19 protein-coding genes are annotated in these 22,602 nt (G+C 62.2%); 1 reads left to right on the top strand and 18 read right to left on the bottom strand.

Annotated features, from left to right (window positions below):
- Nucleotides 1-43: 43 nt before the first annotated feature.
- From nadD to glyA, 4 genes are all read right to left on the bottom strand, one after another.
- The gene (gene nadD, locus ACUIAG_RS01350; RefSeq protein ID WP_101432243.1) at nt 44-724 is read right to left on the bottom strand and encodes a nicotinate-nucleotide adenylyltransferase; all 681 of its coding nucleotides are present in this window, start codon (nt 722-724) and stop codon (nt 44-46) included.
- 5 nt (nt 725-729) lie between these two features.
- The gene (locus ACUIAG_RS01345; RefSeq protein ID WP_034525012.1) at nt 730-1,287 is read right to left on the bottom strand and encodes a hypothetical protein; all 558 of its coding nucleotides are present in this window, start codon (nt 1,285-1,287) and stop codon (nt 730-732) included.
- Nucleotides 1,284-2,588, bottom strand: a complete 1,305-nt coding sequence (locus tag ACUIAG_RS01340; RefSeq protein WP_445339918.1) for a glutamate-5-semialdehyde dehydrogenase — start codon at nt 2,586-2,588, stop codon at nt 1,284-1,286. Before ACUIAG_RS01340 ends, ACUIAG_RS01345 begins: the two co-directional genes overlap by 4 nt.
- A 128-nt stretch (nt 2,589-2,716) precedes the next feature.
- Nucleotides 2,717-4,024, bottom strand: coding sequence for a serine hydroxymethyltransferase (glyA, locus tag ACUIAG_RS01335; protein WP_024627946.1), 1,308 nt, complete (start codon nt 4,022-4,024; stop codon nt 2,717-2,719).
- Between the two features lie 203 nt (nt 4,025-4,227).
- Here glyA and thrC point away from each other — a divergent pair, with 203 nt between their 5' ends.
- Nucleotides 4,228-5,709 (top strand): threonine synthase, encoded by a 1,482-nt coding sequence (gene thrC, locus ACUIAG_RS01330; RefSeq protein WP_445339917.1) that lies wholly within the window; start codon nt 4,228-4,230, stop codon nt 5,707-5,709.
- A 17-nt stretch (nt 5,710-5,726) separates the two neighbouring features.
- Here the strand turns inward: thrC and ACUIAG_RS01325 are convergent, their stop codons facing one another.
- The 14 genes from ACUIAG_RS01325 to ACUIAG_RS01260 form a co-directional block, all read right to left on the bottom strand.
- On the bottom strand, nt 5,727-6,443 hold the full coding sequence (locus tag ACUIAG_RS01325) for an ABC-2 transporter permease (protein ID WP_445339916.1): 717 nt from the start codon (nt 6,441-6,443) through the stop codon (nt 5,727-5,729).
- Nucleotides 6,440-7,396, bottom strand: a complete 957-nt coding sequence (locus ACUIAG_RS01320) for an ABC transporter ATP-binding protein (RefSeq protein WP_445340347.1) — start codon at nt 7,394-7,396, stop codon at nt 6,440-6,442. Before ACUIAG_RS01320 ends, ACUIAG_RS01325 begins: the two co-directional genes overlap by 4 nt.
- A gap of 22 nt (nt 7,397-7,418) precedes the next feature.
- The gene (locus ACUIAG_RS01315) at nt 7,419-7,826 is read right to left on the bottom strand and encodes a GntR family transcriptional regulator (protein ID WP_144086031.1); all 408 of its coding nucleotides are present in this window, start codon (nt 7,824-7,826) and stop codon (nt 7,419-7,421) included.
- 456 nt (nt 7,827-8,282) lie between these two features.
- Nucleotides 8,283-10,055, bottom strand: coding sequence for a DNA repair protein RecN (locus tag ACUIAG_RS01310; RefSeq protein WP_445339915.1), 1,773 nt, complete (start codon nt 10,053-10,055; stop codon nt 8,283-8,285).
- Nucleotides 10,055-10,993, bottom strand: coding sequence for an NAD kinase (locus ACUIAG_RS01305; protein WP_445339914.1), 939 nt, complete (start codon nt 10,991-10,993; stop codon nt 10,055-10,057). The genes ACUIAG_RS01310 and ACUIAG_RS01305 overlap by 1 nt, the downstream gene beginning before the upstream one ends.
- Before the next feature lie 69 nt (nt 10,994-11,062).
- Nucleotides 11,063-12,376 (bottom strand): ATP-dependent Clp protease ATP-binding subunit ClpX, encoded by a 1,314-nt coding sequence (gene clpX / locus ACUIAG_RS01300; protein WP_445339913.1) that lies wholly within the window; start codon nt 12,374-12,376, stop codon nt 11,063-11,065.
- Nucleotides 12,377-12,521: 145 nt separating this feature from the next.
- The gene (locus ACUIAG_RS01295; protein ID WP_045924202.1) at nt 12,522-13,190 is read right to left on the bottom strand and encodes an ATP-dependent Clp protease proteolytic subunit; all 669 of its coding nucleotides are present in this window, start codon (nt 13,188-13,190) and stop codon (nt 12,522-12,524) included.
- Between the two features lie 9 nt (nt 13,191-13,199).
- The gene (locus ACUIAG_RS01290; protein WP_029676324.1) at nt 13,200-13,787 is read right to left on the bottom strand and encodes an ATP-dependent Clp protease proteolytic subunit; all 588 of its coding nucleotides are present in this window, start codon (nt 13,785-13,787) and stop codon (nt 13,200-13,202) included.
- Nucleotides 13,788-13,966: 179 nt separating this feature from the next.
- Complete coding sequence (gene tig, locus ACUIAG_RS01285; RefSeq protein WP_313839277.1) at nt 13,967-15,343, bottom strand: trigger factor; 1,377 nt, start codon at nt 15,341-15,343, stop codon at nt 13,967-13,969.
- A gap of 49 nt (nt 15,344-15,392) precedes the next feature.
- Nucleotides 15,393-16,679 carry an HRDC domain-containing protein gene (locus ACUIAG_RS01280; protein WP_445339912.1) on the bottom strand — a complete coding sequence of 429 codons (1,287 nt, stop codon included), beginning with the start codon at nt 16,677-16,679 and terminating at the stop codon, nt 15,393-15,395.
- Between the two features lie 368 nt (nt 16,680-17,047).
- The gene (gene pflA, locus ACUIAG_RS01275) at nt 17,048-17,929 is read right to left on the bottom strand and encodes a pyruvate formate-lyase-activating protein (protein WP_015021700.1); all 882 of its coding nucleotides are present in this window, start codon (nt 17,927-17,929) and stop codon (nt 17,048-17,050) included.
- A gap of 98 nt (nt 17,930-18,027) precedes the next feature.
- The gene (gene pflB, locus ACUIAG_RS01270; RefSeq protein WP_045924199.1) at nt 18,028-20,403 is read right to left on the bottom strand and encodes a formate C-acetyltransferase; all 2,376 of its coding nucleotides are present in this window, start codon (nt 20,401-20,403) and stop codon (nt 18,028-18,030) included.
- 242 nt (nt 20,404-20,645) lie between these two features.
- Nucleotides 20,646-20,882: a hypothetical protein gene (locus ACUIAG_RS01265; protein ID WP_101432280.1), complete on the bottom strand. Its 237-nt coding sequence runs from the start codon at nt 20,880-20,882 to the stop codon at nt 20,646-20,648.
- Nucleotides 20,883-20,887: 5 nt separating this feature from the next.
- The gene (locus ACUIAG_RS01260; RefSeq protein ID WP_445339911.1) at nt 20,888-22,567 is read right to left on the bottom strand and encodes an NAD+ synthase; all 1,680 of its coding nucleotides are present in this window, start codon (nt 22,565-22,567) and stop codon (nt 20,888-20,890) included.
- Between the last annotated feature and the right edge of the window lie 35 nt (nt 22,568-22,602).

Genomic DNA, 22,602 nt, shown 5'->3' with positions numbered 1-22,602 from the left:
CAGCCGGGCTGTCCGTGTTGGCGAGTCCGACAGCATGCGAAGCTCAGGAAGCCGAGCGGTAGAGCCCGTGTTTGTTGATGTACTGCACCACCCCGTCCGGAACCAGGTACCAGACCGGCATGCCCCTGGCCGAACGACGGCGCACATCTGTGGACGAGATGGACAGGGCCGGAATCTCCAAGGTATCCACCCGCTGGGCAGGCACCTGAAGGTCGTCCAGGCTGGAGGAGTAGCCGGGCCTGGAGACGGCGACGAACTTGGCCAGGTCCCACATCCGGTTGGCATCCTTCCAACGCATGATCTCGGCCACAGCGTCCGCCCCGGTGATGAAGAAGAGGTCGCTGTCGGGACGCATCCGCTTGATGTCGCGCAAGGTGTCCACGGTGTAGGTGATGCCAGGACGCTCAATGTCCACCCGGGAGACGGTGAACTTGGGGTTGGAGGCCGTGGCGATCACGGTCATCAGATAGCGGTCCTCAGCATTGGTCACCGTCTTGTTCAGCTTGAAGGCCGGACGGCCGGTAGGCACAAAAATGACCTCATCCAGGTCGTAGACCCAGGCCACCTCCGAGGCAGCCACCAAGTGGCCGTTGTGAATGGGGTCGAAGGTGCCGCCCATGATCCCCACCCGGGGTCGGCGGTTATGGTGAGAAGGCCTACAGGATCCGTCAATATCTGATGGCTCCTGCCCGGATTCCCCCTCCTTGGACAGTTCAGACATCATCCGGTTCACCCCTGCTCGCCCTCCCGTCTGGCTTCCGAGGCGTTCTCCTCGTTCTCTGACTTGGCCTCCTGGCGCATCTGCTCGGCGCTGGGGTTGACCCGGTCAGGATCAATCCGCTCCATATCGGCATTCCACTCCTCCTGGACCACCCGGCGGATCTCGGAATAGGTGGGCAGGGGGAAGCCCGGCTGGTATGCCCGACGAACCTGAGCCACGCATCCGGTGACAGCTACCAATGAATCGGACAGGTCAGCGATGCGCCCCTCCTGCTCCTGTTTGCGGAAGACCGGCACCCGCTCCTCCATGACGGTGATGTTGTGCCTGACCTGATTGAGCTGGTCCTGGTCCAGGTCGTACACATCATCGGCATGCTCGTCAGGCCAGCCAATCAGGACAGCGTCGGCGTACTCAAGGCAGGAGCGCTGGTCTGCATCCGGGATGCCATCCTCGATTTGCACCAGAAAGACGTACCGCAGCAGGCTCAGCCGCTCTGAAGCCACCCTCAGCCAGATGCGCGGATTGTCGTGCTCGCGCTGGAAGAGCTCTTCGATCTTCTCGTTCACGGCCGCACCTGCCCCCTGCCGTAACCGATCCATTTGGTAGTGGTCAGCTCCTGCAGACCCATGGGTCCTCGAGCATGCAGCTTCTGGGTGGAGATGCCCAGCTCAGCGCCCATGCCGAACATGCCGCCGTCGGTGAATCTGGTCGAAGCATTGACCATGATCACGGCCGAATCCACCCGACGGGAGAACTCCTCCACGGCCTCGTAGTCCCGAGCCAGGATGGCCTCGGTGTGACCGGTGGAGTGACGGTTGATGTGATCGATGGCTTGATCCAGGGAGTCGACCACACGCACCCCCATCTTCAGATCCAGATACTCACGGTCCCAGTCGGCTTCCTCAGCGCGAACCAGCAGATCATCAGGCAGACCCTGCCCGGCAAGGATGTCCATGGAGACCGCATCCAGGTGCAGCTCGACCTGGGCCTGCGTCAGCGCTCGGGCCACACGGGGCAGGAAGTCGGCGGCCACATCCCTGTGCACGATCAGCTTTTCAGCGGCGTTGCAGACGCCCACCCGCTGGGTCTTGGCGTTGACGATGATGGGGATGGCCTGATCCATATCCACTGAGCGGTCCACGTAAATATGGACATTGCCTGCCCCGGTCTCGATGGTGGGCACAGTGGCCTGCTCGATTACGCTGCGGATCAGCCCTCGGCCGCCCCTGGGCACCAGCAGATCGATATGGCCGCGTGCCTTCATCAGAGCCTGGGCCCCCTCGCGACCGTATCGGTCCACGGAAGCCACCAGAGCCGGATCCAGCCCCTGCTCACGAAGGACCCCGGCTATCAGCTCCACCAGGGCGCGATTGGTGCGCTGGGCCGCGTGACCCCCTCGCAGGAGGGCCGCATTGCCGGACTTGAGGCAGAGGGCCACCACATCGATGGTTACGTTGGGCCTGGCCTCGTAAATCATGGCCACCACGCCCAGGGGAACCCGCACCTGATTGAGCCGCATGCCGTTGGGCATGTCATGGCCGCGAACCACCTCGCCCAGGGGATCGGTCAGCCCCGCCACCATGCGCACGCCCCGGGCGGCGTCCGCGATACGAACCTTGTCCAAGCGCAGACGGTCTATCAGACCGGCGCTCATTCCTTCTTCAAAAGCCTGGGTGCAGTCCTGCTCATTGACTGCGGCAATCTGATCAGCCTGATCGATCAGTGCATCGGCCAGGGCCAGCAAGAGGGCATTCCTGGCCTGGCCGTTCATGCCTGCCAGGCCTGCCTGTGCAGCAGCCGCCGCATCGGCCATGGCACAGACACGATCGAACACATCCTGACGATCGGAGTTCTCGTCTTCACTCATGTTCGTCGGATCCTTTCGCCCTCACGGGTCTGCCAGACCCATATTCTGTACCGATTGTAACCCTCAGCGAGGGCAATGACGACAGGAGGAGGGAGGGCACTGCCGCGCCTGCCTCCTCCAAGGGCCGATCAGTGGGTCTGATCCAGCTCAGGATAGAGCGGGAAGGCCTCGACCAGGCGGTCCACCCGGGCCTTGAGGGCATCCAGATCCGCCTGGGGACCCTGGGCCAGCGCAGTGCCGATCACGTCGGCCACCTCCTCGTACTGGGCCGGGCCGAATCCGCGCGTGGCCAGGGCGGAGGTCCCGATGCGCAGTCCGGAGGCCACAGAGGCGGGACGCGGATCGAAGGGGACCGTATTGCGGTTGACGGTGATGCCGATCCTGGCCAGCAGGTCCTCCCCCTGACGGCCGTCCATCTCGCTGTTGCGCAGATCCACCATGACCAGGTGGACATCAGTCCCTCCAGTGAGCACGGTGATGCCGTTGTCGGCCACGTCCTTGGCCATCAGGCGCTCAGCCAGAATCTTGGCGCCCTCCAGAGTGCGCTCCATCCGCTCCTTGAATTCAGGCGTGCCGGCCAGCTTGAAGGCCACAGCCTTGGCGGCGATCACATGCATGAGCGGGCCGCCCTGGTTGCCGGGGAAGACCGAGGAGTTGAGCTTCTTGGCATACTCCTGACGGGCCAGGATGAACCCGGACCTGGGTCCGCCCAGGGTCTTGTGGGCTGTGGAGGAGACCACATCGGCATAGGGCACCGGGCTTGGATGCAGACCGGCCGCAACCATGCCGGCGAAGTGGGCCATATCCACCCAGAACTTGGCCCCCACCTCGTCGGCGATCTCCTTCATGGCTGCAAAGTCCTCAATGCGCGGATAGGCGCTCCACCCGCCGATGATCAGGGCCGGATGGGTCTCCAGGGCCCGCTGGCGGATGATCTCAGGCTCGATGCGGAAGGTGTCCGGATCGACCCCGTAGGACTCAGCATGGTAAAAGCGTCCGGAGAAGTTGATCTTCATGCCGTGTGTCAGGTGGCCGCCATGGTCCAGGGCCAGGCCCAGCACGGTGTCGCCGGGCTTGATCAGGGCCTGATAGACGGCGGCGTTGGCCTGGGCGCCCGAATGCGGTTGGACGTTGGCATATTCGGCGCCGAACAGGGCCTTGGCACGGTCCCGGGCCAGGTTCTCGACCTGGTCCACCCACTCGCATCCGCCGTAGTAGCGTTTGCCGGGATAGCCCTCGGCATACTTGTTGGTCAGCACGGATCCCTGGGCCTGCAAGACAGCCTTGGGCACGAAGTTCTCAGAGGCGATCATCTCCAGACCGCCGCGCTGGCGCTCCAACTCTCCATCCAGCAGTGCTGCGATCTCCGGATCCACCTGCGAGATCGAAGAGTTCAGGACATCGTAGGATTGCTGTACCGGGTTCTCTTCGACCATGGGTCGCTCCTTTGTCTGTAACGTACAGCCTCGGATACAGGGGCTGGTGGGCAACACTGTACGCCATGCCGACCCCTGGCAGGCCCTGGCGTCCACAGACAGTTTCCTCCGCGAGCCGAGCAAGGCCATGGTTCGGACCCCTGCACGGGGTAGAATGCCCTGGTAATGATCAGTTCGGCGACATGGCGGAGGGGCAGGCAACCATGAGCACATACCACAGCACCAGAGGCGGCAAGGAGCAGCTGCAGTCCAAGCAGGCCATCAGACGAGGCCTGGCTCCTGACGGCGGACTCTACGTCAGCGATGGACTGGACGCACTGACCATCGACCCTGCCGACGTTGCCGGCCTGGACTACAAGGGCACGGCCAAACTGGTCCTTTCGAGACTGCTGAGCGATTACTCTTCCGCTCAGCTGGACTCCTGCCTGGACGCAGCCTACGGAGAGCAGTGGTCCGATCCGGCAATCACCCCTCTGGTGGACCTGGGCGGCAACGACTTCGTACTGGAGCTCTTCCGCGGGCCCACCTCGGCCTTCAAGGATGTGGCCCTGCAGCTCCTGCCGAGACTGATGGCCCTGGCCGGGGACGATGGCGAACGGATCATGGTGCTCACGGCCACCTCCGGAGACACAGGCAAGGCGGCGCTGGCCGGTTTCGCAGACGCGCCGGGCACGGGCATCACTGTTTTCTATCCTCAGGGCAAGGTCAGTCAGATCCAACGCCTGCAGATGGTCACCCAGGAGGGCGGCAACCTGCAGGTCTGCGCGGTTCGGGGCAATTTCGACGATGCCCAGTCCGCAGTCAAGTCCATCTTCGCCGACGCTGATCTGGCTCATGAGCTGGACGAGAAGGCCTCAACCGTTCTCTCGTCGGCCAACTCCATCAATGTGGGCCGCCTGGCCCCGCAGGTCGTCTACTACTTCCGGGCCTACGGGTCCCTAATGGAATGGGGAGTGATCAGACCTGGGGATCCGGTCGAATTCTGCGTGCCCACCGGCAACTTCGGCGATGTGCTGGCCGGATACTACGCCAAGATGATGGGCCTTCCGGTGGCCCGCCTGACCGTGGCCTCGGACCGCAACCGGGTCCTCAACGACTTCCTGACCACTGGCGTCTATGACCGCAACCGCCCCTTCTACGCCACCACCTCCCCCAGCATGGACATCCTGATCTCCTCCAACCTGGAGCGGATGCTCTACTACATGGCCGGCGGCGACACCGAACTGATTGCCTCGCTTATGGCCGATTTGGAGTCCAAGGGACGCTACCAGGTGCCTGAGGCCCTGCTGACCAGAATCCGCGGGCTCTTCTCCTGCGGCTGGGCCGACGAGGACCAGGTGGGATCAGCCATCAGCGACTGCTGGGAGGACCGGGGATACCTGATCGATCCGCACACGGCCTGCGGTTACCAGGTCATGACCGGACAGACCGACAGGGATCCTGCCGTGCCCCGGGTGCTGCTGTCCACGGCCAGCCCCTATAAGTTCCCCCGGGTGGTCTGCCAATCCCTGGGCCTGGAGACCCCGGACAGCGACTTCGACTGCATGGACATCCTGGCCGAGTCCACCAACACCAGGCCCCCCAAGGCTCTGCGCACCCTGGAAAACGCGCCTGTGCGCTTCCAGGACTGCATCGATCCCGGAGATATGTCCGACTACGTCCGCCACGCGGTCATGCAGTCCTGAAGCCTGAGCGAATTGACTCAGATCTCCTTCCTGGCATAGACCTTGCGAGATATGGCTATCGAAACCATATCAGCCGCCAGAATCACCGCCAGCCCGAGGAGCACCGGCCGCCACAGGTCGGATGTCAAAAAACGCATGATTGAATTCCAGACGGCCCCCCAGTCAAAGGGCAGCCAACTGCCGACAAGGGCCGTTATTGGTACCAAACCAAGAAGCGCCAGAAAAGCTATCACGGCTTTCGCCATTTCCAGCCAATAAAACAGGGGGGCAGCTACTGCAAAGAGCAAAGACTCCGATATGAACAATCCCAGAGCAAACAGGACGGTAGCACGCCAATGGTCCTGACCCTGCAAAAACGAATCAGCAACGCAGAAATAGAATATTGCATAGCCGCAAGACTGAACCAGGACCAGCAGACTTACAGCAGCATAGCGTCCGAATACCTGGTGATCACGTGTTATGGGCAGCAGACCGTTCAACCGAATCGCCGCATTGCTGAAATCGACAAACAAACCAGATACCAGACCTACAATCAGTCCGATTCCCATGCCGGCCACCAATCCCGTCAACGCAGTCCGTGCATCATCCCCATCATGGCCTGTCAGAGCCATGACCAGGTTCAGCAGGATTCCGATGACGGGCGCAGACAGGAAAATCAGCACACCAACCCAAGTTCTCCCTGCTCCTGAGAAACGTTGCATGTCCAGCCTGATCTGCTCGGCTATCGCCTTCATGACTCCACCTCCTTGTTCTTGTCGGCCGCAGCAGGTGGGCCTGCGGTCAGTCTGATGATGTTGTCAAAGTCGGCCCGCTCCACCAGGTAGCGGTCCTCTGAAGGCTCCATGGCGGTTGGGGAAGCCGATGCCAGAAAATTCTTCAAGCGTTCAGTGGGCACCAGAGCCTCAAAACCTGTGGCGGAGCGCTGCAAGCCCATCAGATGCGGCATTTGCCCTCCAGCCAGATCGTCCGGCCCCCCTCTCACTATCTGGAAAGCCTCCACCAACTCGTCCTTGGGGCCGGTGTAGAAGACAGACCCCCGATTGATATACGTGACGAAGTCAGCCACCCGTTCGAGATCCGCGGTGATGTGCGTGGAGAAAAGCACCGAGTGACAACCGTCGCCGATGTAGTCCAGCAGAATATCCATGAGCTCGTCCCTGGCCAGGACATCCAGACCGCTGGTGGGCTCGTCCAGAATCAGGAGCCTTGCATCGTGGCTGAGGGCGACGGCCAGCATCAGCTTCATCTGCATGCCACGGGAAAGCTTGCCGATTTTACGGTTTTCCAGCAGACCGAACCGACGCAGATAGTCGTGATAGCGATCACTGTCCCAAGAGGGATACATGGGTGCCATCACTGGCTCGACGGCCTTGACCTTCCATGCCTCCGGGAAATAAATGGAATCGAAGACCACGCCCAGGTCTGCTTTGACCTCCTCCTCCTGGCTCAAGGGATCACGGCCCAAAATGCTGATTGCTCCGCTGTCCCGGCGGGTCATATTCAGCAAGAGCCGGATCAAGGTGGATTTGCCTGCGCCGTTGGGGCCTATCAATCCCATGATGTAGCCCAAGGGCAGGTCCATGGTGACCTGGTGCAGGCGGAAACCCGTGCCGTCGGCCCTGACATAGCTTTTCCCCAGGTCACTGACGCGCAGGGCATAGTCGACATCTTCGCCAGAGGTTGTCATCACCGGTGATGCGCACATGCTGCTATTCCTTTCCCTCTTCGGACGCGGGCGCAGAACCCTTGTCGCCAAGCAGGCCGTCGAGCAGGCCGCGAATCCGATCCGGCTCCATGCCGGCCCGACGAGCCGTATCGACTGCCTCGCCTAGCAGGGACTGCACGCGGTCCTCCAGATGCTGCCGCATGACCTGGTCGCCGCTGTCGGCCACAAAGGTCCCCTTGCCTTGGATGTTCTCCACCAAACCCTCTTGAGCGAGTTCGGTATAGGCGCGGGTCACGGTCAGCACGGACACCCTGAGCTCCTGTGAGAGATGTCGCAGGGAAGGCAGTCCCTCCCCCGCTTTCAGATCTCCGGTCAGGATGGCCGAACGTATCTGGTCCTCGATCTGCCGATAAATCGGCTGCCCGGACAGGGATGAGATGATCAGCTTCATCCAAGCCCCTTTCATTGATTGTCGGCACGACCCTGGCTGAGCTGTGCCGGTGTTCATATATACACTATAACAATTCAATCATGGAGACAAACTCCGACCTTGATCTTCCAAGGGGTGGTTCATGGATTGATAGATACGTCTCTGGTGCCGAAATCCCCGGCCGATCACAATTTCAGACAAAATCCATTTGGGCCAGGTCGCCGCCGCATTGTTCATGTCGAGGGCGGATACGGTGTCATCAACGAAAATCCAGCATGTTCGTTGCCGCACGGCCGCCAACAGCCGATTGCCTACCGTCAAAGCGTCAGAATGAAAAGCAACAGAAGGACAGATGTCGAGCATGCAGCAGCACGGCCGCAAAAAGCGACAAAGTCGTCAGCAACAAAGTCGTCGCAACTAGTCAAAGTCGCTGAATCGAGGGACTTCGGCATGGCAAAGTTGAGCCGACAATCAGACCTATCGGGCCTGGAGCCTGCTGGAGGCCAGAAGCTCTTGGGCGTGCTTCAGGGAGGTAGTGGACTCGCTGCCCGCCAGCATCCGGGCGATCTCCCGCTCCCTGTCCTCGCCCTCCACCTGGCGGACCAGGGTCTCTACGGCATCGCCGCCTTCACGCCCCTTGGCCACGACGAACTGCCGATCGGCCCAGGAAGCCACCTGCGGCAGGTGGGTGACCACGATCACCTGGGCGGTGACGGCCAACCGGGCCAGACGACGACCCAGCTCGACGGCAGCCCGACCGCCGACTCCAGCATCCACCTCGTCGAAGATGAAGGTCATCGTCGGGTCGCCAACCTGGGAATCCAGACCATTATGCCCATCTCCAGCGCCGTCAGATCCCGATGAGGTCCGGCCTTCGGCGGCCACCAGCTCCAGGGCCAGCATGAGCCGGCTGAGTTCGCCGCCCGAGGCGCTCTTGCCCATGGGCAGAAGGTCCGAACCCGGATACGGCCTGAAGAGAAAGTCGATCTGATCCAGACCATGCCCGTCCATGTCCTGGTCCTGGCGTGGCCTGACACGGATCTCCAGCCCGGCACCCGACATGGCCAGGGAGCGCAATTCGCCGTCGACGAGTTCGCTCAGCCTTCGTGCAGCCTTGCCCCGTGACGCAGACAGATTCCGTGCGGCCTTCAGGGCGCTCCCGCGAAGCTGCTCAACCTGGACCTGAAGCTCCTCCAGCTTCTCAGGTGAGGCATCCATGTCCTCAAGTTCAAACGCAGCCTTCTTGCGCCAGGCCAGAACGTCGTCGATGTCTGGTCCCCAGCGCCGGGTCAGCTCATCCAGATCGTGGATGCGGGCGTTGATCTTGTCCAGATCGCCCTCCTGGCCTTCGTCGTCCAGCTGGCTGCTCAGGGTGAAGACCAGGTCGGACAGGTCGGCATTCAGCGAGCGCAACCTCTGGGCCGACTCTTTAAAGACCCCCTCTACACCGATGCCCTCCAAGGCGGCGATGGCTCGTTCTACCAGGGCCGTAGCCGATGGTGAGTCTGCATCCGGGTCAATCTGGCCGGCGTCCAAGGCGGATAGTGCGGACATGACTCCCTGACTGATCTGGGCAGCATGCTCGATCCGGTCTCTCTGGGCCTTGAGTTCACGATCCTCGCCGGGATGGGGGTCGACACGGTCGATCCGGGCGATGGACTCGCGAAGATAATCAGCCTGGGCCATAGCGCCGGACTGCTGGTTGCGCAGCTCCTCCAGATGGCCCTGGGCCTGTCGGTACTGCCTCCAGGCCTTGGAAAAAGCCTCCAGCTGCAGACCGTCACCGGCATAGGCATCCAGAAATTCGCGCTGCCGGGCCGGACTGGCCATACGCATCTGATCCGCCTGCCCATGGACGGTGACCAGCATGCCAGCCACCTCCTCCAGCAGGCCACGAGGGGCCGTCCTGCCGTTCAGAGCGGCACGGGAACGCCCCTTGACAGGCATGGTTCTCGCCAGGAAGATCTGTCCTTCATCCTCCAAGGGCAGGCCAGCCTCGATTATGGCAGCGGTCACTGGATTCCCGGCTCCTGCCGCACCAGCATCAAAAATCCCCTGGACCCAGGACTCGTGTGCTCCAGGCGACACCAATTGCGGACGGGCAGTGGATCCCGAGATCAGCCTGATGGCGTTGAGCAGCATGGACTTGCCAGCCCCGGTCTCCCCGGTGATGGCCGTCATGCCAGCAGCAGGCCGTAGCAGGGCATGATGGATGGGACCCAGGTCTCGTACTTCCAGCTCTTCCAGCATCAGTGCTCCTTGTTCGACTCCTGCGGCTCCCCCTGGTCCTGCCCGTCTGCAGCCGCCGAGGGGCGATGCTGCTCCCTCCAGCCGACCACCGGCAGGTCGAACTTGGAGACCAGCCGTCTGGTAAAGGGCACCCCGGACAGCCTGGCAAGCCTCAGGATGTCATGGGACTGCCGCACCACGATGCGGGACCGCTTGGGCACTGGCCGTTGACGGCGCCCGTCATTGCAGATCCAGCCGGCCGACTGGGAATCACCCAGAATGTCCAGGGTGAACTGCGACTTTGGACCGATGATCAGGGATCGGGCGAAGAGGGCATGGGCAGCTATGGGCACCATCTGCAGCGACTGCGCATCCGGCCAGACGATGGGCCCGCCCACCGAAAAGGCATAGGCCGTCGATCCGGTCGGGGTGGCCACAATCATGCCGTCGCAGCCGAAGGAGCTCATCTCCACATCGTCCACTCGGACCGATACCTCGATCATCTTGCCCCGATCATATCGTTCCAGGGTCATGTCATTAAGGGCCCAGTCGCTCAGTGGTCGATCGGCTCCGGGTATCCACAGGTCCACATGGGCCACCATGCGCTCGTCGATGGAGTAGTCATGATCAGCCACCCGGCGAATGGCCTCCCCTATCTGGAAGCTCTCGAACTCCGCCAGGAACCCCACGTGACCCAGATTGACCCCCAGGATGGGCACCTGGGTGCCCTTGACCAGCTCCGCAGCACGCAGAATGGTCCCATCGCCGCCCAGAACGATGACGATCTCGGTGTCGTCGGCAACCTTCTGGCTGGGGCTGCCAAACTCCGGGGCGGCGATGTTGTCGACAACCGAGACGCGGAATCCGTCCCGGCGCAGCTGCTCCTCGACCTCGTCCACCAGGTGGCCGCTTGCCCGGACCCGGCTGTGCGTGACCACAACAGCGCTACGAGCACCCATGGGCCCTCCTTCCGGCATCAATGATCATCCTATCGGGCGCGGCCAACAGCGGCGCTCATCGTGGCGGGATCAGGCCAAACGACGACCAGCGGCTGCGGCCATACCCTGCCCGGTCTCATACCGGGGCGATCCCGTCCCGTCCACGGCGTCGGCATCCACCACGACACGGGAGACATCCGTCCTGTCGGGCAACTCGAACATGGTCGCCTCAAGGGTGTGCTCGATGATTCCACGCAGCCCGCGGGCGCCCACCTTGCGCTCCAGGGCGATGGCAGCAACACGGTCCAGGGCAGCATCGGTGAAGACCAGATCGGCCCCGTCATCCAGGAACATGCGCCGGTACTGGTCGACCAGTGCATTGTCCGGTTCGGTCAGCACCCGCCGCAGCTCATGGGCGCCCAGCGGCTCCAGGGTGGAGATGACCGGCAACCGCCCCACGAACTCGGGAAGCAGGCCAAACTGTTCCAGATCCTCGGCCCTGACCTGGCTCATGACCCGATCGTCGGGTACCCTATCGCTCCCCTGAGTTGCCGAGAATCCGCTCTCCCGCAGACCCAGCCGCCGGCGGACGATCTCCTCAAGACCGACGAAGGCGCCGCCGCAGATGAAGAGGATGTTGGCCGTGTCCATGACGACCGTGCGGACATCGCCGTGCCGCCGCGAACCCTGTACCGGCACACGGGCCTGGGTGCCCTCGATGATCTTGAGCAGGGCCTGCTGAACCCCCTCGCCGGACACATCCCTGGTGATGGAGGTGTTCTCGCCAGACTTTCTGGCGATCTTGTCAATTTCATCGATGTAGATGATGCCGCGCTGGGCCAGATCCATGTTGCCGTCGGCAGCCTGAAGCAGCCCCTGCAGGACGGACTCCACGTCCTCGCCCACATATCCGGCCTCGGTAAGGCTGGTGGCATCCACAATAACGAAGGGGACATTCATGATGGTGGCCAGGGTTCGTGCCAGGTAGGTCTTGCCCACGCCGGTGGGACCCATGAGCAGGATGTTGGACTTGTCCACCTGGACGCGCGGGGCCGCATCCTTGCCTCCAAACGTAGCGTCGGCAATACGGCCTCGGTCTCCCAGGTCCATATTGACGCGCTTGTAGTGGTTGTAGACAGCAACAGCCAGGGTGCGCTTGGCGGCCTCCTGGCCGATGACATACCGGTTCAGATAGGCGAATATCTTTGAGGGTGCAGGCAGTGTCACCCGCCGGTCGGCAGCATCCTTGGCCATATCCTCCTGGATGATCTGGGCGCATAGACGTATGCATTCGTCGCAGATGGCGCAGGAAGGCCCTTTGACCAGGCGACGCACCTGGTGCTCGTCCTTGCCGCAGAACTCGCAGCGATTCAGTCCGTCATTGTAGCTGACCACACGGCCCATGGCTCTCCCTTCCTGGAGAATCCGCAAGGATCGCCGAAATCACATTCTGACTGGCATCGTCCATGATGCCAAAAACGTCCGGAGGCCGTGGGTCCCGAGGACCCGCCGCCATCCGGACGATCAATCATGTACGCAGTCACTGGAGCTAATTGCGGTGCTCCAGGACCTCGTCCACCATCCCGTAATCCTTGGCCTGCTGGGCGGTCAGAATGGTGTCCACCTCGATGTCCTTGCGGATCTTGTCGACATCCTGGCCGGTGTGCTTGGCCAGGGTCTCCTCCAGCCAGGTGCGCATGCGCAGCATCTCCCTGGCCTGGATCTCGATCTCGGTGGCCTTGCCGAAGTCCTGCTCCATGGCCGGCTGGTGAATCAGCACACGGGCGTTGGGCAGGATCAGACGCTTGCCCTTGGTTCCGGCCGCCAGAAGAACGGCAGCAGCCGAGGCAGCCTGGCCCAGGCAGACAGTCTGCACATCGGGCTTGATGTACTGCATGGTGTCATAGATGGCGGTCATGGCCGTCATGGATCCCCCCGGCGAGTTGATGTAGATGATCACGTCGCGGTTGGGATCCTGGCTCTCCAGAACCAGGAGCTGGGCCATGATGTCGTCCGAGGAGGTGTCATCCACCTGAACGCCCATGAAGATGATCCTGTCGTCGAAGAGCCTGGTGTAGGGGTCCTGGCGCTTATAGCCGTAGGGGGTGCGCTCCTCGAACTGCGGCAGCACATAGCGGTCGGTGGGCATGGCGCCCAGGCCACGAGGGCCGGCCAGTCGACGGGCCCGTGCTACGAATTGCGCTTCTTCAGATGCCATGTGGAGTGCTCACTTCCCTTGATCCGCGGTCATAGTGCCGTGGGTGGTCACGATCCGGTCGACAAAGCCGTACTCCAGGGCCTGTTGGGCCGTGAACCAGTGATCGTATTCGTTGTCCCGGTAGATCTCTTCCAGGGTGTGGCCGGTCTGCTCGGCCGTCAGCTGGGAGAGTGTGCGCTTCATGTCCATGATCAGCTCGGCGTTGATCCTGACATCAGTGGCCGTGCCTCCGACGCCGCCCGAAGGCTGATGCATGAGCACCCGTGCATGGGAGGTGACGAAGCGCTTGCCCTTGGCCCCGCTGGAGAGCAGGAACTGGCCCATGGAGGCCGCCATGCCGACTGCGACCGTAGCCACGTCGGGCTCGATCAGCTGCATGGTGTCGTAGATGGCCATGCCGGCCGTAATGGAGCCGCCAGGCGAATTGATGTAGAGCCAGATATCCTTCTTGGGATCCTCGGCCGCCAGCATCAGCATCTGTGCGCAGATGACGTTGGCGTTGGCGTCCTTGACCTCGTCCCCCAGCCAGATGATCCTGTCCTTGAGCAGTCGATTGAAGATGGGATCGGTCGGCGCAGGGGCCTCCCCCTCCTCCATCACGGGACTGGTTGCCAATGAGTTGTTCACCCTGTCTCCTTCGATAAACGTATCTGTATTGAGAGTAGCCCCCGCAATCGACGCGGCCACGGTCTTTCCGCTCTTTGCGCAACCGTTGCGACAGGGCCGCACCCAGGCTGTTTCGCCACTGGGTGCGGCCCTGTTCGCTGCTTTGAAAGCTACTCCTGATCCTGGGAGAGCTGGTCAGCCACTTCAGCCGCGGCGGAGGCAGCCTGGACGCTCTCGTCCTGCTCCTCCTGGGCCTCGGGCTCATCCTCGCCCAGGAAACGGCTCAGATCCACCTCCTGGCCATCGGGATCCTTGAAGGTGACGGCCCGCATGCCGGCCAGCATGCCCTTGGAACGGCCGACCTCCTGCACGGCCGAACCCAGCTGGCCGTTGCGGACGATGCCGTTGATGAAGGCGCTGGGATCCATGCCGTACTGCTGAGCGATGGAAGCCAGGAAGTTGGTCACGTCGGCCTGGCTGACCGTGATGCCCAGCTTCTCAGCCAGGGCGTCCAGGGTCATCTGGTCGCGCAGCTCCTTCTCCACGCTCTCCTCAGCCTCGGACTTCTCATCCTTGCTGGCCTTGTCGGGATCCTTGCCGGTGTTCTTGAGCTGATCGGTCACCATGGACTGCTTGATGCCCTTGGGCACCGGGATGTCCAGGCCGTCCTGGAGCTTGGCGATGAAGGCGTCGCGTGCGTCAGTGGCCTGCCGACCCTCGGCATCCACCTGGCACTGCTTGCGCACGTCCTCGCGCAGCTCTTTCAGGGTCTCGAACTCCGAAGCCTCCTTGGCGAACTCGTCGTCCAGGTCGGGCAGCTCCTCAGCCTTGACCGAGTTGACCTTGACCTTGATCTGGGCCTTTTCGCCCTGGTGCTCGCCGGCCTCCAGGGTGCCCTCGAAGGTGGTCTCCTCCCCGGCAGACAGCCCATCCAGGGCCTCATCCAGGCCGTCCAGCATGGTGTTGGAGCCCAGCTCGTAGCTGACCCCCTGCTGGGAGTCCACGGACTCGCCATCGATGACGGCATCCAGGTCGATGTTGGCATAGTCGCCCTTGGAGGCGGGACGATCCACGCTGACCAGGGTGCCGAAGCGCTGACGCAGGTTGTCCAGACGCTTGTCCACGTCCTCGTCGGTGACGGCAGGCTTGGGAACCTCAATCTCCATGCCCTCGATGTCGGGCAGCTCGAACTTGGGACGAATCTCCACCTCAGCGGTGAACTTGAGCTTGGTGTCGTCCTTGGCCGAGGAAGGCATGTCCTTGACATCGATCTGCGGTTGGGCCATGGCGTGCAGCTGCTTCTCCTCCAGAGCCTTGGAGTAGAGCTCGGGCACGCCGGCGTTGACGGCCTCGCCCGCCACGCTGGCAAAGCCCACACGCTGATCGATGATGGGTCCGGGCACATGGCCCTTGCGGAAGCCGGGAATGGTTACCTGCTTGCCGATCTCCTTACGGGCCTGATCCAGGTAGGGGTTCAGCTCATCGGGATCGACGGTGATGGTGAGCCTGACCTTGGTGGGCTCGAGGTTTCTGACGCTGATTTTCACGCTGCGCTCCAATTCATCCAAACCGTTTGATCTGCCAGTAAGGCAACCGTTACATAATAGCGCGAGTCAGGGACTCTGACAGGAGCGAAACCTGCCAGGGACGGGCGCCCTCCTGACGCAGGAAGTCGGCCACATCCCGCTTCTCCGGTTGATCGGTCCAGCAGAGGTTGCGCAGGTAGCGGGGCTTGATCAGAATCTCGTCGGGGGTGTTGGTCTGGCGTCCCACCTCTGTCACCGCCTTGCGCGCTGCCTCCAGCCTGGCATATCGTTCCGGGTGGCGGTGCCGCCAGACCTGCATGGACTTAGGGGCATTGGTCTCCTCACACCGCGGCTTGGGAGGCACAGGCAGCTCTTCGGTGGGCAGATGCAACGCATCCAAAATGGCCTGTTTCCAGACTGAGGGTCTGACCCGGCGCTGGATGGGAGCATAGCGCTCGAACATGCGGTCCTGCTCACCGCCGGTGTGGATTCTGACCCGTTCGTTCAAGGATCGGATGGCTCGGAACTGGGCGTTGTTGCGGGGCTTGAGCCTGCCGGCCTCGATGATGGCCTTGTCGGGCAGGAGCAGCGTCGGAGCGATGTCGTTGCGCCGGGCCAGCTGGTCTCGGGTGGTCCACAGCGAACGGGCCACAGCAAGGCCTCGACGGTCATTGTGCAGGGCATTGATATGCGAAATATGCCGCCAGGGCTGCTCGGGCTCCAGCTTGGGGATTTTGCCCTGCTCCAGCAGCCAGGTGAATTCCTGCCTGGCCCACTCATCCTTGCCGTGACGGCGCAGATCCTCCAGCTCGCACGATCGCACCTGATCCAGCAGCTCCACATCCAAGGCGGCGTAATTGCGCCAATCACGCGGCAGTGGGCGGTAGGACCAGTCTGCGGCGGAGTGCTCCTTGGCCAGGGTCAGCCCCAGATAGTGTGCGGTCACTGCAGACAGGCCGTAATGACCGAGATTAAGCATCCTGGCCGCCAGCTCGGAGTCGAAGAGCGATGAGGGCCTCATGCCCAGTGCGTAGAAGCCTGGCAGATCCTGGGGGGAGTCATGAATGATCCACTGGGCACCATCAACGGCCTTATTGAATTCCGACCAGTCGCAGCCCGCCTGCGTCAGAGCCGGTGGGTCCAGCAGGAATATCCCAGCCCCCTGGCGCTTGAACTGGACCAGGTAGTCGTCGTGACCATAGCGGAAGCCTGATGCGCGTTCAGCGTCCGCGGCCAGCGCACCACTCCCCTGGGACAGCAGCCGACATGCCCGGCGGTATCCGGCCATATCGTCGATGACCGACGGTACACCCTGGGCGGGCTCTGAAAGCAGCTGCGTCTTAGGATCCGTGGTCACCTGCGCTCAACCTCTTTTTTAGTTTGTCTTCCATAACGCCACCGGGCCGACCAGGCCCGGAAAACACTCGCCTGAAAGCATAGTCCATGGCCTCAACCCGCTGACAATCGTTTACCGAGCATGACTGGTCAGCAATTTATCGATTTACAGTATCGGTCATCCATTGGATCCGCCACCCATTGGCTCTTCCAACCATTAAGTCGGTCATTCAGCGTGCAAGGCATTCAGTGAGTCGGTCATTCGCTGATTGGCTGGCTGGCCTGCGCCCGATCAGACAAAACTCCCCACGGCATCTGCCGTGAGGAGTCACAAGTTGATTATTCGGATTTGTCCTAGGACCGCCCGGGAACCACAGTGGGTTCTGCGGCTCAGTAGACCACGAAGCCGTGGGCCTCAAGCTGCTTCTTGACCCGATCCTTCAGGGCCGCCGAAGGGCCTTTGGCGTCCTCCAGCGGGTAGGGGATGCGAAGCTCATGCCACTTGGGCCGTCCAAGCTGATGGAAGGGAAGCACATCAATGTGCTCGATGGCATCCTTGAACTGTTCGCACACCCGCGCGACGTTCTCGACGTTCTCCTCGGAGTCGGTCAGCCCCGGCACCAGCACGAAGCGAACCCAAATCTTGCTGCCACGGGCAGCCAGACGCTTGCCGAATTCGATTGTGGGGGCCAACGTGCCGCCGGTCACCTTCTTGTAGGTGGCCTCGTCGCCGGATTTGACGTCCAGCAGACACAGGTCGATATCGTCAATCATGGCATCGGTGTAGTTGCGATTGAGGAAGCCCGAGGTGTCCAGGCAGGTGTGGACGCCCATCTCCTTGGCAGCGCGAAAAACGCGTGAGACAAAGGCTGCCTGCATCATGGACTCACCGCCGCTGAAGGTGATTCCTCCGCCCGTGCTCTTGAAGAGGTCCTGGTAACGGGCCACCTTGTCGATCATGGCCTGTAGGTATACGGGCTGGCCATCGCGCATCTTCCAGGTGTCAGGATTCTGGCAGTACTGGCAGCGCAGGGGGCATCCGCTCATGAAGACGGTCATCCTTGTGCCCGGCCCGTCCACTGAGGTATTGATGTCCCAGGAGTGAACAAATCCGATGTCGCCCGTGCGCAGGGCATTCATACGGTCGTGCCGGTCCAGTCCAATGGGCGATTCGAACCCCGAAAGGCCGCCCATCAGGGTCTGGCTCTGGTAGACCTTGGATTCCTTGAGCATGTGCGGCTGCGTGGTATGGAAGGTGGTGGTCTCCGTCATTGGATCCTCCTGAAAAAGACGAAAAGGGGGCGGGGCCTTGGTGCGCCCCGCCCCATGATTCACCGTCTCATCAACGGTTGACTATCGCACAAGGGCGATCAGTCGGTCACCGCGCCCTGGTGGAAGGTGCGGGAGATCACGTCGAGCTGCTGCTCGCGGGTCAGCTTGACGAAGTTGACGGCGTAGCCCGAGACGCGCACGGTCAGGTGCGGGTACTTCTCGGGGTGCTCGACGGCATCCTCCAGCTGCTCCTTGCGCAGGACGTTGATGTTGGCGTGGTAGAGCCCGTGGCCGTTGCCGGCGTCCAGGATGCCCACCAGGTTGTTGATGCGCTCATCCTCGTCGCGGCCCAGGCCGTCAGGGGTGATCGTGTTGGTCAGCGAGATGCCGTCCAGGGCGTCGTCGTAGTCGATCTTGCCCACGGAGAACATGGAGGGCAGCATGCCGTGCGAATCCATGCCGTTCTCGGGGTTGGCGCCGGGAGCGTACGGAGTGCCCTTCTTGTGGCCGGAGGGGAAGGACCCGGTGTTCTTGCCATACTCCACGTTGGAAGTAATGGTCAGGATGGACTGGGTCGGCACAGCGCCACGGTAGACAGGCAGGCGCTTGATCTGGCCCATAACGGTGGAGACAGTCCACTTGGCCAGGTCGTCGGCGCGATCGTCGTCGTTGCCGTAGACCGGGAACTCGCCGACGGTCTTGTAGTTGACGATCAGGTCGTCGTCAGCGCCCTCGACATACTCAGGGGTGCCCTTGGCATCCTTGTTGTAGATCGGGTAGACCTTGGCGTACTTGATAGCCGACAGGGAGTCAGCGGCGATGGACAGGCCGGACATGCCGCAACCCAGGGTGCGGTAGACCTCCTTGTCGTGCAGGGCCATCTCAATGGACTCGTAGTCGTACTTATCGTGCATGTAGTGGATGATGTTCAGGGCCTCGACATAGGTCTCGCTCAGCCACTCCAGGGCCTTCTCGTAATTGTCCTTGACCTCTTGGAAGTCCAGAGAACCGTCTTCCTTGGGGGTGACAGGCTTGATCACGTCCTTGTCGATGACCTGCATGCCGGTCATCTCGTCACGGCCGCCGTTCATGGCGTAGAGCAGGGCCTTGGCGGAGTTGACGCGAGCGCCGAAGAACTGCATCTGCTTGCCGACCCTCATGGGGGACACGCAGCAGGCGATGGCAGCGTCATCGCCCCAGTGGGCGCGAATGTCCTTGTCGGACTCGTACTGGATGGCGGAGGTGTCGATGGAGATACGGGCGCAGAAGCGCTTGTAGCCCTCAGGCAGCTTCGGATCCCAGAAGATGGTGATGTTGGGCTCGGGGCCGGGTCCAAGGTGCTCCAGGGTCAGGGTTGCCAGCAGACGGAAGGAGGTCTTGGTGACCATGGGCCTGCCGTCATCGCCGAAGCCAGCGTCGGACCAGGTGGCCCAGTAGGGGTCGCCCGAGAAGATGTTGTCGTAGTCCTTGGTCCGCAGGAAGCGCACGATGCGCAGCTTCATCACGATGTTGTCGATGATCTCCTGGGCATCGGTCTCGTCGATCAGGCCAGCGGCCAGATCACGCTCGAAGTAGACGTCGAAGAATGCGGACAGACGGCCGATGGACATGGCGGCGCCGTCCTGGCTCTTGACCGAGGCCAGGTAGGCCATGTAGGTCCACTGGACAGCTTCCTTGGCGTTCATGGCAGGACGGCTCAGATCCAGGCCGTACTCCTTGCCCAGGTTCAGCAGCTGCTTGAGAGCCTTGATCTGCTCGGCGTGCTCCTCGCGGAAGCGGATCCAGTGCTCGATCTCTTCCTCGGTGAAGTCGTTGCGGTAAGGAATCGAATCCTTGTCGGCCTTCTTGCGGGCAATCAGCTCGTCAATGCCGTAGAGGGCCACACGACGGTAGTCGCCAATGATGCGGCCACGGCCGTAAGCATCGGGCAGACCGGTCAGAATCTTGTTGTGGCGGGCCAGCTTGATCCTCTTGGTGTAAACGTCGAAGACGCCATCGTTGTGGGTCTTGCGATACCGGGTGAAGATCTTCTTGACCTCGGGGTCGGGCTCCTTGCCGGCCTCCTTGAGGGCCTGCTCAACCATGCGCCAGCCGCCGTAGGGCATCATCGCACGCTTGCAGGGCACGTCGGTCTGTATGCCGACAATCACGTCATCCTGAGTCTCGCCGGCAGGCTTGCCGTCGATGTATCCGGCCGGGAAGGCGTCAATGCCCGCCGGAGTGTGGGTGTCCACGTCGTAGACGCGCTGCTTGCGCTCCACGGCGAGGAAATTGTCATCCAGGTAGTTCCACAGGAACTTGGTCTTCTCTGTGGCCGGTGCCAGGAAGGATTCGTCACCGGTGTACGGAGTGTAGTTCTTTTGAATGAAGTCGCGAACGTCGATGTCTTTCTTCCAGTCCTCGCCCTTGAAGCCCTTCCAAGCCTTGGCTTGCAGCTCTGCGGGAGAGACGGTGTTGGTCTCAACTGCTGTCATAGTCAACTCCTTGTTGATATGGTCAATGGCGCTTCCTCACACCACTGTCACTTTCCAGTATAGGGTGCGCACTACCACGGGAAACCGAATCGCGACGTGAGCTATATCACACTAAGGGCAGACTCGCAATGGGCGCCACGCACATATCTTGCAAACTCGCCCGGCACACCGTCTGAGTCCCGATTCCTTCTGCCCGCATGGCTGACTGGTCGCTAACGCTAGTGAGCGATCCAGCAGGAGCTTCATCTGTCAGCTGATGACTGTCCCTGCCCAGGGTCTCCCTCCCAGGCCTGCCGCCAGCGACGGTCTTCTTCATCCCATTCCTTGTTCCGGCGCTTGGCGATCTTCCAGGCATCGAGGGCCTCCTGCCTGCTGCGGTAGGGGCCCATCCGCCTGTCCTGGGGAGACAGCTTGCCCTGCTCGGGTTCGCCGGTGACGGTGTTGAAGTACCAGGCCGTTTGCTCTTGTTCGGAACCCATGGCGATCATTCCCTGAAGGCGTTGGTGACAGGCAGCCGACGGTCACGGCCAAAGGCCAGGGAGGTGACCTTGGGCCCCAGCGGGTACTGACGCCGCTTCCACTCGGCTCGATCCACCAGCCGCATGACCGTGTCGACCGTGTCGGGATCGAAGCCGTCGGCCAGAAGGTCGGCCCGACCATGCGCATGCTCGATGTACGCCTCCAGGACCTTGTCAAGCAGGCTGTAGTCGGGCAGGGAATCAGAGTCCTTCTGCCCTTGGCGCAGCTCGGCCGAAGGCGGCTTGACGATGGAATTGACAGGGATGGGCTCACGTTCGCCCCGTGCCTGGGCCTGGGCGTTACGCCAGCGGGCCAGCTGCCAGACCCGGGTCTTGAGCAGATCCTTGATGGGCGCGTAGCCTCCGACCGCATCGCCATAAATAGTTGAATAACCGCAGGCCAGCTCGGACTTGTTGCCTGTGGCTAGGGCCAGAAGCCCCTCGGCATTGGCGTAGGCCATGACGATGACGCCGCGTATCCGGGCCTGCAGGTTCTCTTCAGCCACCCCTTCCAGATGCAGCTGCCCTTGGAAGGCATTGAATTCCGGGCCTATGGCTTGGACCACGTAACGCACGCCCAGACGCTGGGCCAGGTCGGCGGCATCATCCCGGGAGCCTTCCGAGGAATAGCGGCTGGGCATGGAAATGCCGCGCACGTGCTCCCCCCCGCAGGCATCGGCGGCCATGGTGGCCACCAGGGCCGAGTCGATCCCGCCTGAGAGCCCCAGGCAGACGCCAGTGAAGTGATTCTTGGCCATATAGTCTTGTAGCCCCAGCACGCAGGCCCGATAGACCTCCTCGTCTCCAGGCATCTCTTCGGCCATGCATGACTTGCTGGGCATTGGGCGCTCCCCTCGTGCAGGCAAGGTCCACGTGGACAGATCCTGGACGAACCTGGGCGAGCGCTCCAGCAGGGTGCCATCCTGGTCCACCACAAAGCTGCCGCCGTCGAAGACCAGATCGTCCTGCCCGCCCACCTGGTTCAGGTAGAGCAGAGGCGCACCGACCTGTTTGGCCCGGCGAGCCGCCAGCTCGTAGCGGACATGCCCCTTGCCCTCCTCGAAGGGGGAACCGTTGATGGTCACCAGGAGGTCGATGTCCCGGCCAGCCAGGTCGCTGATGGGATCGCCCTCCTGCCAGATGTCCTCGCAGATGGCCAGCCCTATCCGGTGCCCCTGCACCTCCAGGACCACGGTTCTGTCCCCCGGAGTAAAAATCCTGTACTCATCGAAGACTCCGTAGTTGGGCAGGAAGTGCTTGTCATAGCCGGCCTCGACACGCCCCTGGTGCAGCACTACCAGCCGATTGCGGGGCCTGTCCTGATCCGCGTCGGTGCCCACGGTCCCCACGATCACATGCAAATGGCCCAGACCTTGCTCGTCCAGTTCCCTAGCCAGACGGTCGGCCCGGGACCAGGCGGCCCGACGGAAGCTGGCGCGAAATGCCAGGTCCTCGATCGGGTAACCGGTCAGGCTCATCTCGGGAAAGACCACCAGGGTCGCCCCCTGCTTAGCTGCCTTATGGGAGTAGTCCATAATAATGTCGGCGTTGCCGTCAAGATCGCCCACACAGGTGTCGATCTGAGCCAGAGCCACCAGCAGATCGCCATCCCGCTGCGGCTGTTCGTCTTGTATGCCCATACCCATGATTCTAAACCGTGCGGGGAGGGACCCGGGAAAAG

It is taken from the genome of Bifidobacterium sp. ESL0825 (genome assembly GCF_052606465.1).
The sequence above is the reverse complement of the archived record's forward strand: the minus strand, read 5'-3'. Positions and strand labels throughout refer to the sequence as shown.